The 15,703-nt window shown below is 39.0% G+C and carries 15 protein-coding genes; 5 read left to right on the top strand and 10 right to left on the bottom strand.

All coding sequences use genetic code 11. From position 1 onward, the window contains the following. Positions 1–319: 319 nt before the first annotated feature. The 9 genes from HCX49_RS17260 to HCX49_RS17300 form a co-directional block, all read right to left on the bottom strand. Positions 320–517 carry a hypothetical protein gene (locus HCX49_RS17260; protein ID WP_168127745.1) on the bottom strand — a complete coding sequence of 66 codons (198 nt, stop codon included), beginning with the start codon at positions 515–517 and terminating at the stop codon, positions 320–322. Then, positions 474–776 carry a hypothetical protein gene (locus HCX49_RS17265; protein WP_132769714.1) on the bottom strand — a complete coding sequence of 101 codons (303 nt, stop codon included), beginning with the start codon at positions 774–776 and terminating at the stop codon, positions 474–476. Before HCX49_RS17265 ends, HCX49_RS17260 begins: the two co-directional genes overlap by 44 nt. Before the next feature lie 93 nt (positions 777–869). Continuing rightward, positions 870–1,334 (bottom strand): DUF5675 family protein, encoded by a 465-nt coding sequence (locus tag HCX49_RS17270; RefSeq protein ID WP_206368573.1) that lies wholly within the window; start codon positions 1,332–1,334, stop codon positions 870–872. Then, positions 1,335–1,952: a fibronectin type III domain-containing protein gene (locus HCX49_RS17275; RefSeq protein ID WP_168127746.1), complete on the bottom strand. Its 618-nt coding sequence runs from the start codon at positions 1,950–1,952 to the stop codon at positions 1,335–1,337. Between the two features lie 542 nt (positions 1,953–2,494). Beyond that, positions 2,495–2,812 (bottom strand): hypothetical protein, encoded by a 318-nt coding sequence (locus tag HCX49_RS17280; RefSeq protein ID WP_168127747.1) that lies wholly within the window; start codon positions 2,810–2,812, stop codon positions 2,495–2,497. An 804-nt stretch (positions 2,813–3,616) separates the two neighbouring features. Then, positions 3,617–5,263, bottom strand: a complete 1,647-nt coding sequence (locus HCX49_RS17285; RefSeq protein WP_132769721.1) for a RagB/SusD family nutrient uptake outer membrane protein — start codon at positions 5,261–5,263, stop codon at positions 3,617–3,619. Between the two features lie 5 nt (positions 5,264–5,268). Then, positions 5,269–8,319 (bottom strand): SusC/RagA family TonB-linked outer membrane protein, encoded by a 3,051-nt coding sequence (locus HCX49_RS17290; RefSeq protein ID WP_237682837.1) that lies wholly within the window; start codon positions 8,317–8,319, stop codon positions 5,269–5,271. 952 nt (positions 8,320–9,271) lie between these two features. Next, positions 9,272–10,330 carry a histidine kinase gene (locus HCX49_RS17295; RefSeq protein WP_168127748.1) on the bottom strand — a complete coding sequence of 353 codons (1,059 nt, stop codon included), beginning with the start codon at positions 10,328–10,330 and terminating at the stop codon, positions 9,272–9,274. 15 nt (positions 10,331–10,345) lie between these two features. Continuing rightward, a complete protein-coding gene (locus tag HCX49_RS17300) occupies positions 10,346–11,113 on the bottom strand; it encodes a LytR/AlgR family response regulator transcription factor (protein WP_168127749.1) in 768 nt (255 codons plus the stop codon). Between the two features lie 161 nt (positions 11,114–11,274). Here HCX49_RS17300 and HCX49_RS17305 point away from each other — a divergent pair, with 161 nt between their 5' ends. The 4 genes from HCX49_RS17305 (at position 11,275) to HCX49_RS17320 (ending at position 14,086) form a co-directional block, all read left to right on the top strand. Further along, positions 11,275–11,475 carry a hypothetical protein gene (locus HCX49_RS17305; RefSeq protein ID WP_168127750.1) on the top strand — a complete coding sequence of 67 codons (201 nt, stop codon included), beginning with the start codon at positions 11,275–11,277 and terminating at the stop codon, positions 11,473–11,475. 26 nt (positions 11,476–11,501) lie between these two features. After that, positions 11,502–12,074 (top strand): hypothetical protein, encoded by a 573-nt coding sequence (locus HCX49_RS17310; RefSeq protein ID WP_168127751.1) that lies wholly within the window; start codon positions 11,502–11,504, stop codon positions 12,072–12,074. Between the two features lie 64 nt (positions 12,075–12,138). Beyond that, positions 12,139–12,951, top strand: coding sequence for a hypothetical protein (locus tag HCX49_RS17315; RefSeq protein ID WP_168127752.1), 813 nt, complete (start codon positions 12,139–12,141; stop codon positions 12,949–12,951). A 112-nt stretch (positions 12,952–13,063) separates the two neighbouring features. Further along, positions 13,064–14,086, top strand: a complete 1,023-nt coding sequence (locus HCX49_RS17320) for an AraC family transcriptional regulator (protein WP_168127753.1) — start codon at positions 13,064–13,066, stop codon at positions 14,084–14,086. 29 nt (positions 14,087–14,115) lie between these two features. Here the strand turns inward: HCX49_RS17320 and HCX49_RS17325 are convergent, their stop codons facing one another. Continuing rightward, on the bottom strand, positions 14,116–14,643 hold the full coding sequence (locus HCX49_RS17325) for a hypothetical protein (RefSeq protein ID WP_168127754.1): 528 nt from the start codon (positions 14,641–14,643) through the stop codon (positions 14,116–14,118). 386 nt (positions 14,644–15,029) lie between these two features. Here HCX49_RS17325 and HCX49_RS17330 point away from each other — a divergent pair, with 386 nt between their 5' ends. Further along, positions 15,030–15,635: a MauE/DoxX family redox-associated membrane protein gene (locus HCX49_RS17330; protein WP_168127755.1), complete on the top strand. Its 606-nt coding sequence runs from the start codon at positions 15,030–15,032 to the stop codon at positions 15,633–15,635. Positions 15,636–15,703: the final 68 nt, after the last annotated feature.

Below are 15,703 nucleotides of genomic sequence, written 5' to 3' on the forward strand. Positions count from 1 at the left end.
TTTACCGTATAAAAAACTAAAATCTAATCGGATTTTACCAACTCGTAACCCGATTTTGACTGCATGATCAATACTCAGAAAACATAATACTTCGCTCTATAACTTAGCCATTGCGTTTTAATTATACACGCCTCTTATTATTGATTATTTAAATAATAATACTTTAATTACAAAATATAAACTTTAAACACAAAAGACATTCTCCCTATTGAGAATGCCTTTTATTTATGCTATATTATTAAACTGAAATTAATTTTTATTAACTTTACAAAAGTTACACATAACTTTTTTGTCGCTGATTGCAACATTACATTATCTATTACTTGCGTTTCTTTAACGTCCCCAACAGTCTACTCGTCACAAAACTCACCACTGTCCCAACCGCAGCGAGGAGTGCTGTCTGAAAAAGATCGCCAAAAGAAAAACTTGCCCATATCGAGCAGATAGTTCCCCCTAGTGCCGAAATCCGGATATCATTCAGTTTCATCCAAGATCTCCTTTCCAGTTTCCAGGTCATATTTTACGATGCGATCTGGAGGTTTTATAGCGCCGGCAACATCATCTTCTGTACCACCCAAAAGGCCATTTGAAGAGCGTGCCTGTGAATTATTTTTCGCCGCAGATGCGACTTCTTCATCTTCTACCATTACAGACTCAATAATACCCATTCCAAGTCCGATGTATTTAAGGACATTCAACACTTTAGCAGGTAACTTCACTGGCGCCAGCAAGATGATCTGTATAGCACCGCTTATTTTTTTTATGATTTTTTTCATTGTTTTTTTTAAAAGGTTAGAAAGCTAGAGGTTAGTGAGTTAAACCTTTCACACTTACTAACCTTCTCACTCTCTAACATCATCACTATGTTACTAGCTTACTCCGTTACTGTCTAGCATTTGGTTATCAATTTGCACACAAACTGCATCATATGCCATTTTGTCGATCAGCATTTTGTATAAAGAGATATATGCTTTCTTCGATTTCCTTAGCTCATAGTCACCATCGATCAATTCATAACTGTTACCGACCAGGATGCAACCAGAAGTATCACCAATATTATTTCCGATATGGATATAGACATAGCTATAATTAGGAATTCCTTCGATTTCGACCATACCCTTGTGAAACTCTGGAAACAGGCGTTTATACCGGGCATTCATGGCACCATAGGCATTCAAAATCAGAGAGTATTGACCAGCTGGAATTGCCGTTTCCCCTTTGATTTTTACATCGCGAATGGCATCTTCTAGTGCATAACAGATAAATTCTCCATCGACAAAAATGTAAGACAGGGTACTTTGCTTCCCCTGTCTCGCTCGTACTACTTTTATCATCTATCGAACCAGTATACTTGCCGCATCGCTCCAGTCACCAGTACCCTGCGTGTTGACCGCACGTACTTGCACTTCGTAAAATTTACCGATTTCCAGAGGAGCAATGATATTGCCGCGCGACGAGGTCGTCGTAAACCGATCACCCCATAATTGTTCAAAGTCATCACGGATCCGGTAGCGGTATTCATAGATGGTTGCCATTTTCTGCGGAGCAAACTCCAGTTTTACCTGTCCCGATTGGCGGCCATCCGAAAGTCTCACATTATCGATTTTAAGCGGTACCTGATTACCGAACGATGCACTGTTCGTTGGAAATCCGGAACTAAGCAAGGTTGAAAGATGCCCTTGTGCCACACCGTTTATATAATAACCCAACTGTTGCAGCGCAACGATTAAGGGTTCCCGGCTTTCATTTTTAAGCGCAGTATCTTCGGGCGATCCTCTTTTTCTAGATACCGCAAGCTTAGTGATAAAATCTTCCAAAATTGACTCCAGATCTAGGAGATCAGGCGTCGGATTAGGGTATTTGGGATTTCCGGTCATTGCACCGATTATTGTTCTGCAGGACATCACCAATTCATCGTCTCTCATTTTCGCAAACCCGATCAGGGCCTTCATTTTTGTTGCCATAATGTTTCATTTAATTACTTGAATAAACTATTCTAACCCATTAGTCTATTCATTTAAAAACCTGTTAACTAATACATTAAATATTCCTCGCGAGCTTATTTAATAAGACAAACATATCTTGATACCGAGCGAAAATGAAGTTTTGAGCTAGATTGAGTCGTATTGATTTCATTTGATCTTATTTGATATGAGCATTTCAAAAAAAGGCAGGTTTCGCACTATGGCGCAGCATATCTGGCAACTATAACAGCGGCATCGCCCAAGAGAAAAAGTGTAATGTCGCCCGTCCATCTTATTATTTTACAAGAGCGTCTGATTTCCCTACGCGTCATTTTCATTTTTTCCATCCGCACCATCGGCACCTCATGAATAAATTGATTATTACCAGGATCAACATGATACTGGAGGGCAATTAAATGAAATTGTCTGATAAAAATGTAGATTCCCCGACTGCATAGAGCATTTCCCTCTGTTGCGAAATAGGTAAAGCCACCGTCATTGACCTTGTGCCATAGCGCGAAACGGCAGCATTAAACTTTACCCTTTATGCGGCTTCGTTCCATAGCCTCGGTCAGATCTTCTTCAAAGTAGCGGTCGTCCCCGGTCAGTGTCATGGGTTTAAGCAGACCTTCCTTCACCCGTCTTTTATAGGTGGAGAGGCTTATATTCAGGTAACGCATCACATCAAGGTGTGTCCAAAGCTTGCGTTCAGACAGCGACCTAGTTTCGGCTTTTTTGCCTCGTGAAGCAGCGGTGAGTAGAGAGAGCAGTTTACAGATCAGTAGTAAAGCTTCTGTTAGTTTTTCAATTTTATCAATCAGTGTATGTAATAAGATACTTAAATTCATGGTCTATTGAGTTAAGACCATCAGCGCACAGGTAGGGCAATTTCCTAGACCTAGAAAGCAAAAAAAAGTTCAAAGGTCCGCCAAGCCCCTAAAAACAATGGAAATATCCCAACGGGATGGTAAAAGTTTATAATTACCTTTAAGATAATAATTAAAAACTAACTACCTTTCTAACATTTAAACAAGAAAGCAATAATGATATTCTAACTATCTAACTACTAAACCTCTGTCCAAATAACCATATAACCTCTTAACCATCTAACTTCCTCACCTCCTGACTTTTAAATAAGTAACACAGTGATGAGTCACGCAGTAACATAATGACAAAGTAAAAAAAGTACAAGAACTGTAAGCTGACCTTAAAACAAATATGAGATCTACAGACTCAACCTTAAAAAGCAACTCTTTTTAAGGCCACCTTCGAACAAGCGCTAAAAAACTATGAAACGAGTAACGCAGTAATGAGCAAGGAAGTGATAGCCATGTCGCTGCTCACGGCTTCCTTAACTCGACTAAGTGATAAATTGAGATGGCTTTTATTTGGCAAACAGTCACACAGTGACTAATTAAATAATGAGTAAAGATCTGTTCTACTTTACAGAAAGCTCTTGATTACATTCAATTTATGCAACAGGTGGATGGTAAGAAACTAAAACAAGTAAGCATAAAAAATGGCAATGTATTTCTAAAAGTGAAAATACATCGCCATTTTTTATGCCGTCTTTCAACAACACATAAATCATATACTGCTAGCAGTATAAAAGCACAATAGACTCAAAAAGATAGCCACTATACTTTTATTCATTAATAACCCGGGTTTTGTTTTAGATTCGGGTTCATCGTTATCTGTTGTTGAGGGATCGGAAATATTATCTTGGTCTCAGCTGTCGGTTTATGATCCCACCAATTTGCTGAATGAAATTTGCCAAAACGAACTAAATCTCTCCTTCTGAAGCCTTCGAAAATAAACTCACGTCCACGTTCAGCTAGGAGCTCTTCCAGTGTCAATGTTGCTGTCGTATATTGTTCCTTTGTCCAATCTGGATCAGAAAATGCCCGTTTTTTGCAAGCATTGATCAAATCGACCGCATCTTGAGAAGCAACACCGCCATTTTTACGCATCAACGCTTCTGCTTTCGCGAAATAAATCCAGCTCAAACGATAAACGTTCCAGTCCGTATTGTTGTACTGATCATTGACAGGGATTTTAACGCCGTCGACAGTTCCATCAATCGAATTACCGAGTTTATATTTATTGAATCGGATTCCACTGTTTTCCTCACCATCGCTCATGGTTGATGACGTCCCTCCAGACTTTGCTCTTCGAATAGCGTCAACAAAGACAAGCTGTTCTCCCTTATATTCTTCCGATCCTTCAACAATTTTACCGTCGGCAAACTTAACCATCGGACCACTGAAAAACCACTCCTTTTTCCGCAGATCCTTTTCGTTGTACTGACTAAAAACCCCTGGAATGACGACAATACCATTATTACCATTTCTTCCGCCACCGTAAATCTCGCTCTGCAAAAAGTGATAAAATTCACTTGGGAAACCAGGCTCAAAATCGGCCTTTTGATAATCGTATGCAATAGAAAACAGGGTTTCTTTGGACATATCATTTGTCGGCACATACGAATCTTGTATGTTCGGATCCAGCGCCATGGCACCATTCAATCCGCCTGCTGCACCTGCTATCAGTTTATCAGCTGCAGCGATACAATCATCCCATCGTGGTTGTCCATACCACTTTTCAGCATTTAGATACAGCTCGACCAACATGGCGTAACCAGCAGCTTGAGAAACACGTCCAAGCATACTTTTCGACAATTTTGGTGCAGCACCAATATTCTCTAAAATTTCCTTTTCAATAAATTCAAATACTTCCTTAGTAGAAGAAGGGGCCGGTAAAGGCTCCTCTGCCGAACTCGGTGCTTTGGTTGTAATGGGTATATTTCCAAATAAATCCATTAACTTTAAATAGTGCAGTGCCCTTAAAAGCTTAAGCTCGGCAATATATTGCTTCTTCTCCTCTTCGGCAATTCCCATGGTGGAAACATCGGATTTTTCAAGAATATCGATCGGACTGTTGCATAATCCTACCCCCCAATACATTAATACCCATGCATTATTTAATCCACCTTCGTCGACTGTCCAGGTATGATAATGCAGTCGCTTCCATTTTCCACCGTCCTCTCCGTGACGCCCTTTGGTTGGCCAGGCCAATTGATCGGCAGATAATTCGGCAGGACGCCACCATCCATCCTGTCCAGATGGCGATATCCACGCATTGGCATGGGTATAAGGCCGCAGTACAGCAGATATAACTTCATTTTTATTTTTATAAAAATCATCCGCGACAATTACATCATAAGCATTTTCATCCAATTTTGTACAGCTTGACGAATTCACCAAACATGCCAGCATTAAAATCTTAACAATATTTTTCATAGCACTTAAAAACTAAAATTTAAACCAAACAAAAACGACCTTGTATTCGGGTAAGGACCTCTACTATCAATACCTAAACTTTGTCCATTAACTTCATTCCCTAATCCCGCATCCAAAACAAAATCAGGATCATTGCCCGAATATCCGGTTATGGTCGCCAGATTCTGAACGGTCAAGTAAGCGCGTAAGTTATTTATCCAGCTTTCATTCTTTAATTTAAACCGGTACCCCACTGTTACTTCATCGATTTTCAGATGACTTCCACTTTCCAGATAATAATCAGAATACATGTACGTGTCGTCTATATCTTTATATTTAGTGAAGGCATCACGCAACAGGTTTCCTGACCATACCTTATTCCCATACGAGAGTGCTGTCGTATTCAATATGTCATAATCAAATTTTCCGCGCATAAAAATGCGCAGATCAAAATTTTTGTACGAGAAGTTATTTGTCCAGGAAACATAATATTTGGGTACAGCATTTCCTAATACCGCCAAGTCAGAAGAATTTAAATCATCTCTTGAATTATTGATCTCATCGTTTCTTACAGCCTCACCATCTCGATTATAGAACAACCATTTTCCGTCGTCGTCAAAGCCTGCAAATCGTTTTCCAAAAAATTGGCCAACACGCTGCCCCTCGTAAGTCGTAAAAGCATCACCCAAAGCTCCAGCACCACCAATAGATCCGAATGTTTTATATTTCACGGTAAACACATCATTGGAATAAGAATCCAATACATTTTTCAATGTACTTGCCGTAAAATCCATGTTCCATTTAAAATTATCGTGATCAATGGCGCGATAGCTCAATGCCAATTCAATCCCTTTTGAGGAAAGCGTACCTACATTTGAATATATATTATTTCTAATATATGGCGGCTGCGGGGTGGTATAAGTATCTAAAAGATCGACTGTTTTTCGTTGAAATACATCAATAGACCCTGAAAGTTTATTGTTAAACATCGTAAAGTCAACTCCGATATTCGTCTCTTTTTTTGTTTCCCATCTTAGATTCGGGTTTGGGTTGCGATCGGGTCCATAAGTTTCCCGATAGGTTTCATCCGGGAACAAATATTTTCCGCCACCGCCCAAAGTCAGCCGAGATGCGTTATTGGCAAAACCCGTATTTCCGGTTTCACCATATCCGGCGCGCAATTTCAAGTTATTGATAAAATCCACATCCTTCATAAAATCTTCATTGCTGATATTCCACCCAACAGAGACTGCAGGAAAGCTTCCCCATTTGTTATTCGCCCCGAATTTGGATGATCCTTCACGTCTGAGAATAAACTGAGCCATGTATTTATCTGAGAAAGTATAGTTTATCCTTCCAAAAAAAGCGATCAGCGTATTGTCATTCTTATAGCTGTCCATATTGGCACGGCCATCCCTGAGTGCCTGTCCCTCCGACAGATTATCCTCATGAAAATTATCGTTTATAAAACCCCTATTATCAGCACTTTGCCCCTCCTCCTTTTCATAGCGATAACTATACCCCGCCAAAGCAGTCAATCCATGCTTATCTGCAATTTTTGTATTATACTGTAATGTGGGTTCAAAAGCATACCGCTCATTCAGCAAATTGGATTTGGAAGCATATCCACCACCGGGATAATCTTGATCTTCTAATGACGCCTCACTGTCTAAAGCACGATAGGCGCCGTCGATATAAGAATTACGTTGCACCGAACCAAAAACACTGGCCTTTAGTCCCTCCATAATATCAAGATCTGCTTTTCCATCCAACGACGACGTTTGTTGTTTCCGATAGCTCGTTTCGGTAAACAATCGTGCAAATTCGTTTGTACTTGTCCGGTCATAACGATAAGATCCATCGTCATTAAAATTTGAAAGTGTCGGGTTTTTGGTAACTTCACTCTCCCATCCTCCACCGCCCAGCAAGTTCGCATTATTGGTATTGGTAGCCATATTGAGCAAAACGTTCAATCGATCGTTAAATCCCTTTTGATTTATACTGGTCCTAACTGTATATTCCTTTCTTGAATTTTCTTTTGCAATACCTTCCAGATTTCGAAAATTGACACTACCACGATAGGTCGTTGACTCATTTCCACCAGACATGGACAGATTATGATTTTGTGAAAAGTTATCCTTGTTGATTAAATCATCAAAAAAATCTGTTGAATGTCCGAAATCCGGTTGTTTTATCTCTCCCGATGCGATCTTGTCCCTAAACTCTTGGGGAGTTAAAAAATCAGGCCTATTATAGACATACTCTTTTCGGAGATAATTGGAATAATTAAATTTAGCCTTGCCAGGCTTTCCTCTTTTTGTCGTAATAAGTATGACGCCTGCATTTGCACTTGTTCCGTAAATTGCAGCACCAGAACCGTCTTTTAAGACATCGACAGATTCAATATCATCCTGTTGCAGCAGATCGGGATTACCCCCCGGTATTCCATCAATAACAAATAAAGGACTCGCACTACCCGTAACAGAAATCGCACCCCGCAGCTGGGTCGCTACTCCAGAATTTGGATTGGATCCACTCCTGGAAACTTGTAGACCAGCTACCTTACCCTGTATCAAATCCAGAGGATTTCTTGCCCCGCTTTGGCGAAATTGATCTGCGCTGACGTGTGCGACGGATGATGTTACTTCTTTCAATTTTTGCGTACCATAACCGACAACAACCACTTCATCCAATTGACTTTGATCTGCTTCCATTCGTATGGAGACATTGGAACCTGTAACAGTGACTTCTTTCGCTTTAAAGCCGATGGAAGTCGCAACCAGCACCTCTCCAGACTTAGCCTCCAAAGAGAAATTACCCGATGCGTCTGACTGGGTACTTTTGGAAGTCCCCTTTACAGCAATTGTAACTCCTGCAACTGGCTTACCGTCACTATCAACTACTTTACCTTGAAGCTGCTGTTGGTTTGTAATTGATTCCTTAAATAAACTGTTCTCAAAAACAGTTTTAGAATTAGCCTGGGCTTGCTTGATGGTAGAAGCCAGGACAATAAGCGAGAAAAACAGCTTGGATTTTCCTTTCAAATGCGCCATTGTTTTTAAATCTACTTTGGTCATATATCTAGTTATTGAGTTAATAAAACGATTTAGCAAATTGACACAATCGTTCTGTTTATAATTAATATTTTAAAAGTATTACATTGGTATGGAGGTGCGTTTTGAATGAATATAATCTCAGATTAACCGCCCCAATTTACAGATTCACGAAAATAAAAAAGACGAAAAAAATGACATTTTAATTTAGCAAAATCGTTTTTATGTTTAAAACATAAATTACTCGAAATCAAATTGGTTTGCTATGCTACTTTAGTGTATTTTTAGTTTAGTGTGTAATTCTTACTTGAAAGTACGTAATAAAATGCAAGAGTCAAAAAAAAATCATATCACTAGGATAATATCAGAAAAGCATAATTAAAAGAAAAGACCCATTATTACAGTTATCATAATCAATAGTGCTTAACTGTAGGATCTGTTTTCCATGTATGTTTTGATATTTTATCAATAAGTGTATGTAACAAGATACCTAATTCATGGTCTATTGAGTAAAGACCATCAGCGCACAGGTAGGGCAATTTCTTAGACCTAGAAAGCAAAAAAAGTTCAAAGGTCCGCCAAGCCCCTAAAAACAATGGAAATATCCCAACGGGATGGTAAAGTTTATAATTACATTTAAGATAATAATTAAAAACTAACTACAGCTAGACAAGAACTACATACTCACCTTAAAAAATACCCATTTTTAAGGTGAGCTCAATAATTGACCTTAAAACAAGTACAAGAACTATAAGCTCACCTTAAAAAGTACTTCTTTTTAAGGTCACCCTCAAACAGTACTAAAAACTTACTTGTCTACAATAAAACGGTTCTTTGCAATGTGATATGCTAAATCATAAGATAGAAATTAAAGATAACGATGGAAACTAAAGGCAGAGCATCGTTCCATTCAACAACTAATACTAGAGTAGTAGTTGTACGTAAAAAACATCATTAACTACTACCATAGTAGTAGTTAATGATTACTGGCTACATCCATATCAAACGCTATACGCACCCTGTAGATCTTGGCAGATATCTCTATTTCCATAACACCCGACTCTGGGTCCAATAGCTTGAGAAGATCTTTAGTTCGCTGCTGAGAGGTACCTGTACCCGTTGAGACCCTGCATGTCTGAGAAAGACCATTTATCACTTCCAGCATAACAATAGTTTCGTCTTTTAATCCAACCGTAATGCAAACAGGAAAATCCCGATTATCTAAGTCACCATATTGAAAAGCATTTTCAACCAGATTGATCAAGAGCATGGGCGGTACCAAAATGGAAGAAACAAAAGCCACATCTCCCCTAATCTGCAGAGATATAGGTTTCCCTTTTCGCAGTTCATAAATCTGCCGGATCAGTTCCACCTGATCCAGTTCATCTTGACAAGCGATCAGTTTTTTACCGTGATGCATCATATAAAACCTAAAAATCCGATTACACCTTTCCATTGCATTTATGGCAGCCTGAGGATCACGGCGGACCAATGGCTGGATGATGGTCAACGTATTATTGAGAAAATGTGGCGAAAGCTCTTGCTGTAGCAACTGCACTTTCAATAATGAATACGCTTTCAGTAGCAGATCATACAGCATCGTCGATTCTTGCAGCAACTTCCAGTCACCGTATCCAACCTTCCAGATATACATACATAGCCCAACGATGGAGGGCAAGAGGAAAATCACAAATACATGCCAAAAATTTTGGATATCCCATTCACCTTCGGACCATTCCAATCCACCCCATAACCAGCTCCCACCTAATACAATAATAAGAATCAGCGCATAGAGCACTAAAAAACCGATAGCCAAGAAAACGATATGAGGTCGGTAAAGTTTAGATACGAATGGTAAAAGAATATAGCGTGAACTAAAATATAGCGAAAAATACGTGAGGCATAAAAAAACAAAATCCAACGTACCATTGAAATAACCGGGTACTACCAAATAAAAGTAGATCGCTAAAAATATAATGGAAACCCCCGCAAGCAAGCATTCCCCAATAAGATATGTTTTTCGCTGTCTATGCATGCAAGAATTAACAGATTAATAATTAGGGTCATGCTTTGCAAAAAAGGAAGCGACGTCCTTCTTTCCCAGATTATAGACTACAAGGATCTCATTGCCAACAGTCAGTTTTTCGTTTTCGTAATGTTTCACATAGTCCATATTAACAATCTCAGATTGATTGATACAGATCAGATTTTCTAAAAACCAATATTTTTCTTTAAAATCCTTAACGGTACTCGCCGTTCTTGCTATTTTAACCAGTAGACCCTTTTCATTTTGACCATAGGCATACAGATAATTACCCGATTTCTGTAAGTACCTCACATCACCGATCATGATCTTGATGAAGCTACGCACCCGCTTACCCATTTCCTGCTGATTATTTTCCGGCAATTGATCCATCATGAGATAGTCCAATTTAGGTTTACCCGCATTTCGCATCATACGACGATATTTATCCACCAATGCCAGGAGCAGATCATCTGCGATCGGTTTTACCAAAAAGGCATCCACCAAATGCTTCCATGCCTCCGCTGTATATTTTTGATGTCCTGTGCAGCAGACAAAATAAAAGCAGTACGACTTTAATAGCGTTGCTGCCTCTAAACCCGTGACATCAGGCATCTCGATGTCACAGAAAATGAAATCTAACAGGCGGTTTTGTGTTCTTAAAAACTTATGCGCCTGTGATACACTATCAAACGAACCAGTGATTTCAAATAATCCCGTTTCAATCAATTTATCTTCAATTGCGCAACGCACCAAATACTCATCATCAATAATAATAACGCGGTGTAGACTCATAAAATAAGTGTAATATAACTGGAAATATAATTATTAACCCGTAATGTAATAAAAAATATTTAAACAATGAAAAATAGTATAACATAGTATATAAATAGTTACTATTTAATTGATAGATGAAATTAGGGATATTGATCTCCGACAAATCAATATTCTAGAAGATGAAATACAACAAAAACCTGACGATCATGGCAGCCACTGCTTTAGTGATCAGTATAGTTCACTTGACAAAAAAAGAAAAGACACCTGCGAAAGCCGATCCTATCGTAACTGTAGCACTATCGACATTGGACGAGCCGATAAAAGATGGACTCAAAACCAAAATTTTCACCATCGCTGATAAACCTAAAAACATTAAGTAAATCAATAAGATTTTCATCAAAACCCTATGAAACAACGTTGGACCCGAAGGTTACTGTATAGCCTATGTGCTATTCACTTCAGTATCGTCGCTGACACCAATTTTGGGCATCTGTATAAGCATCTTCCAAAGTCAAAAGAATTCACATATCTGCATGTCCTATTTAGTAAACTGATAGATGCGCACTTTTTAGGTCTTTACGCTTCCTATACAGGTATTCACGGCGGATATGCATTTTACAGCCCATCTGTAGGCAATAGCTACCAGATACATTTCCATTGCCAGTCCAATAAGGTCAACAGTTATTATAATTCGCCCGGCATCCGTACTGAAACCGGGCGGATTCGTTATCAAAGTTTTCTCGATATGAGTACGATATTTTTAGAAAAAGGTCAAGAAGAAGCGAAAGAAAGTGTACGCCTTGCCGTACAGCTAGCTACCGAAGAACTTATAAGACAATACCCCTCAGATAGCATTGTGAGCACGTTAATAACCAAGCTCACGCCAACTTTAGCAGCACTTCGATCAGATCACCATCAAAAAACCGTTTACGTTTCGCTTTATCAGTATGCAAGCACAAGCAGTACAACTCACCTCTGATGGTTCGGTTCTATGGGGCATGTACCTGTTGCCCAAAGGGATCGGACTACTATTGAGCCTCGAGATGATACAGCTATGGCCAGATTTGGAATTGCTCTATTCGCATCATCTCTTATCAGCCAGTCATATCCAGCAATATCAATTACCCTGGTCTATGTTCATCATCAACACCGATCTGATCTATGTATTTGCAGCATTATACATCCTGAGTGGATTATTCATGTGTTTTCATTCGTACACATTTCTTCCTACACTCAGCCTTTTCATCTTACATTACAGCTTTTTTGTTGCTAACAGTGTGTGGAGTTATGGGGTCGACTATCTCGCGCAGACAGGTTTATTTTTCAGTTTACTGTTTGGAGGCCGGCAAGCATTACAACTAAAAAGGCAAGGGTTGACAAACCTTGGCACCACATTTTTCCGTTTACAGCTCATCGTTGTTTATTTCTTTGCAGGACTCGGTAAAGCCTTTGGCGAAACCTGGTGGAATGGCGAAGCGGTATGGAAAGCGATCCACCAGCCTATTGGTGCCAGCTACTTTTCGGTCCCATTATCTGCTTATCGTTACGAATATCTTTGGATCCTTTTAGGCATCATCACCATACTGCTGGAACTCTGCTATCCACTGGCATACATAAAAAAAACATTTCGACCACTCATTATCAATGGTATCATCCTGATGCATATCGGCATAGCCCTGAGTATGGGTTTGCTCCATTTTGCCTTATTGATGATCTGGTACAACCTCTGTGCCTGGGAACATCCCTTATTGAATATCGCCAAGCCAAATATAAAACCTCTTGAACGCTCCAAGCCAAAGCTGCAGGTGCCCATCGCGACAGAGACAATCAATACAACGAAAGGAGGTACGAAGTAATCTAACTCTCTAACCTACTAATCCTCTAACTTTTTAACAAGTAACGGAAAAGTCTACCCTTTCTAATTACTAAATACTATAATCTAATTACTATAAACTAACCACCTAATCAATGATCAAAACCTATCACTTTCCTATACCCGAAGTTGCACAATTCAGTGGACCAATGCACAACTTTCTGCCACAGCATCCTGATGTTACTACAGTTAAACACCAAACCGAAAGTCTCCAGCTTGTGGACATGTATCTGGACTATCATTCAGTACTCCTTTACCGCATTGAAGCATATGCTGAAGCAGACTGTATCTTGCCACTTAAAACAGAAAAATCAGATTTTCATTTGCTTTATGCTTTCAAATCCCCTAGTCAAATTATTATCAAAAACAACAAGAGCGAAGATCATATTCAGCTACCAGGTGGACATGGCACGTACGCCTATGTACCGAAAGGAAAATTTTCCGTCCACTTGCAGTACGGTCATTATCTTGTCTATGGTTTATTAATTGATGTAGGTTTTATTCGGGCTAACATCTTTCCCTCACATAGCTTTCTCTATGAATTTAGAACCGCAAGATTACGGGATAAAAAGAAATTATTCCAGACCCCGATCTGGCCTATCAAAGAAAAAACGAGTTATCAGATCCAGCGATTAGAAGAGATTTTTTTTCATTACCATCCCGGTCATGAAGCCGAGATAATCAAAATGCTCTATATCCTATTTGACATTGCTAAGTTCAAACAATTTACGAGTTATGAATGGCTTGATCCAAGTGAAGATCTTGCTAAACGTGTACGAGGCGCTATACAAGACCTCGTTAGTCAAGAATTTAGCAATCTATCACTAAGTGGATTATCTGAAAAATTCAGTGTCGGGCACAAACGGCTCATTGCTGTACACAAACAGTATTTTGGCCTGACTTTGCAACAGTACCTGCACGAACTTATTATTATAAAAGCGAAAGAAAAGTTAGCCCTGTACACTGTAGGTGAAACAGCCACTTATTGTGGCTATAGCGAGGTAAGCAGTTTTTCCGATTTTTTCTTTAAGAATGTGGGCATGCGACCGAGCGCTTATCAGCAACAAATATTGGCAAAAAAAAATAAAGTAAGCAAAAGAGCCAATTATGATCAATAATTGGCTCTTTTGCATCTTTTAAAAGTGAGCTACCACTTAACGGGTACACCTTTAAAGTTAAAAGGTATTCCACTCGCACCTCTGCCGATCAGCCTTAAACTTAATAAGCTGATATCGGGTACTTTTTCTTTTATCTCATCAAATATAATAATGAAACCATAATTGATATCTTTAACAGCATGCGCAATATGCAACGTTCCTGTCGGTTCATTTAGTGGACCAGCGTTATAGCTTTTGTATAGATTACCCTTTGGATCGACAAGGTCTTGATCTGAAAACTGGATCACCTGATCGCCATCGCCTATATATTTTACTAAGCCCTCGACACATACTTTACTCTCCTTCATGTACACGCGGGTAAGTTTAATGGTAATATCATCGGCAGTTAGTTCTTGCGCACCCTCCCTTAGCGCTAATGCATTTTTTAAATAGTCATTCCGCTGCATCTGTTCTTGAAGTTGGCCTTTTACTATTTTCAATTCTTTTGCTAGATCAGTTTGCGCAGAAGCTCGTAGAGCAAACAAAAACAAGATTATTAAGGCTAAATAATTTCTCATTGATTTTATAGATTGGTTATTAATTAACGAAAGATAAATATTTTTAATTATTCGCGCAACAGCTTATCATACTTATAAAAAACGTAAGAACCACAATCTCACCTTAAAAACCACCCTATTTTAAGGACAACTCCATATTTGACCTTAACCAAACTCCACACTAACAATCTAACTACTATGAACTAACCGACTAACCCTCTAACCTCTTAATTAGTAACGAAGTGACAAGTGATCAAGTGACTGTCATTTCTAACCAAATAACCTTTTCACCTTCTAGCCCCTTAACCTTTTCAATAAAAAATTCCGAAATCGTGTTATGCCGATCGCCGAAATAGAATTTTTCGATACGCGCTACCTTTGAGTAAAGATGTAAAAAATATAAAAACATGTTACAGCACAACAGACATATCAACAAATACAACTTGAATAGCCCGAAAGGAACTGCTTTGAATAGTAAGAGTAAGTCTGCTGTATTGTTAGTGAAATTTTGGTTAAAGCAAATTACGAAGTGCATAAAAATTGTTCTATCGAATTGGAAAGAAATAAGCGTCATTGTCATCAGTATATTACTGATGATTTTATGGATACCTGTAGTGTTCAATAAGATCGTAAATTTTACAGAAAACAAAGCAAGTATGCTGAGGCAACCACTTCCGCATACTTTAGCCATCACATTGACTTATGCTGTTCCTGCCATTGAGATGTTGACATCCATTTTGTTATGTATCAATAGTACACGCAGATTAGGCTTATTATTTTCCGCAGCCTTGATGAGCATTTTCACAGGCTATGTGGGGCTGGCTGTATTCCATGTCTGGAGTGACAACCTACCCTGTAGCTGTGGACTGATCGCACCGATATCATGGAAACTTCATTTTTGGTTTAACCTCGAATTCATGCTTCTTAGTATAGCAGGATATCTGCTTACAAAAAATATTAAGGTTGAAAAAGCCCGTTTATGGAAACCAGGCCATACGCATAAAACAGAATAGTAACATATGCCACAGCGGAATCATGATGCTAGGTTATCAGGAGGAAGGGCGCGTCTGCCAAAAGACTG

The organism is Sphingobacterium sp. B16(2022) (genome assembly GCF_012030425.1).
Taxonomy (GTDB): domain Bacteria; phylum Bacteroidota; class Bacteroidia; order Sphingobacteriales; family Sphingobacteriaceae; genus Sphingobacterium; species Sphingobacterium anhuiense.

What these genes read in the sequence shown, in the direction of transcription:
- HCX49_RS17260 (WP_168127745.1), bottom strand. Translation starts at nt 517, where the DNA reads ATGACCTGGAAACTGGAAAGGAGATCTTGGATGAAACTGAATGATATC.
- HCX49_RS17265 (WP_132769714.1), bottom strand. Translation starts at nt 776, where the DNA reads ATGAAAAAAATCATAAAAAAAATAAGCGGTGCTATACAGATCATCTTG.
- HCX49_RS17270 (WP_206368573.1), bottom strand. Translation starts at nt 1,334, where the DNA reads ATGATAAAAGTAGTACGAGCGAGACAGGGGAAGCAAAGTACCCTGTCT.
- HCX49_RS17275 (WP_168127746.1), bottom strand. Translation starts at nt 1,952, where the DNA reads ATGAAGGCCCTGATCGGGTTTGCGAAAATGAGAGACGATGAATTGGTG.
- HCX49_RS17280 (WP_168127747.1), bottom strand. Translation starts at nt 2,812, where the DNA reads ATGAATTTAAGTATCTTATTACATACACTGATTGATAAAATTGAAAAA.
- HCX49_RS17285 (WP_132769721.1), bottom strand. Translation starts at nt 5,263, where the DNA reads ATGAAAAATATTGTTAAGATTTTAATGCTGGCATGTTTGGTGAATTCG.
- HCX49_RS17290 (WP_237682837.1), bottom strand. Translation starts at nt 8,319, where the DNA reads ATGACCAAAGTAGATTTAAAAACAATGGCGCATTTGAAAGGAAAATCC.
- HCX49_RS17295 (WP_168127748.1), bottom strand. Translation starts at nt 10,330, where the DNA reads ATGCATAGACAGCGAAAAACATATCTTATTGGGGAATGCTTGCTTGCG.
- HCX49_RS17300 (WP_168127749.1), bottom strand. Translation starts at nt 11,113, where the DNA reads ATGAGTCTACACCGCGTTATTATTATTGATGATGAGTATTTGGTGCGT.
- HCX49_RS17305 (WP_168127750.1), top strand. Translation starts at nt 11,275, where the DNA reads ATGAAATACAACAAAAACCTGACGATCATGGCAGCCACTGCTTTAGTG.
- HCX49_RS17310 (WP_168127751.1), top strand. Translation starts at nt 11,502, where the DNA reads ATGAAACAACGTTGGACCCGAAGGTTACTGTATAGCCTATGTGCTATT.
- HCX49_RS17315 (WP_168127752.1), top strand. Translation starts at nt 12,139, where the DNA reads ATGATACAGCTATGGCCAGATTTGGAATTGCTCTATTCGCATCATCTC.
- HCX49_RS17320 (WP_168127753.1), top strand. Translation starts at nt 13,064, where the DNA reads ATGATCAAAACCTATCACTTTCCTATACCCGAAGTTGCACAATTCAGT.
- HCX49_RS17325 (WP_168127754.1), bottom strand. Translation starts at nt 14,643, where the DNA reads ATGAGAAATTATTTAGCCTTAATAATCTTGTTTTTGTTTGCTCTACGA.
- HCX49_RS17330 (WP_168127755.1), top strand. Translation starts at nt 15,030, where the DNA reads ATGTTACAGCACAACAGACATATCAACAAATACAACTTGAATAGCCCG.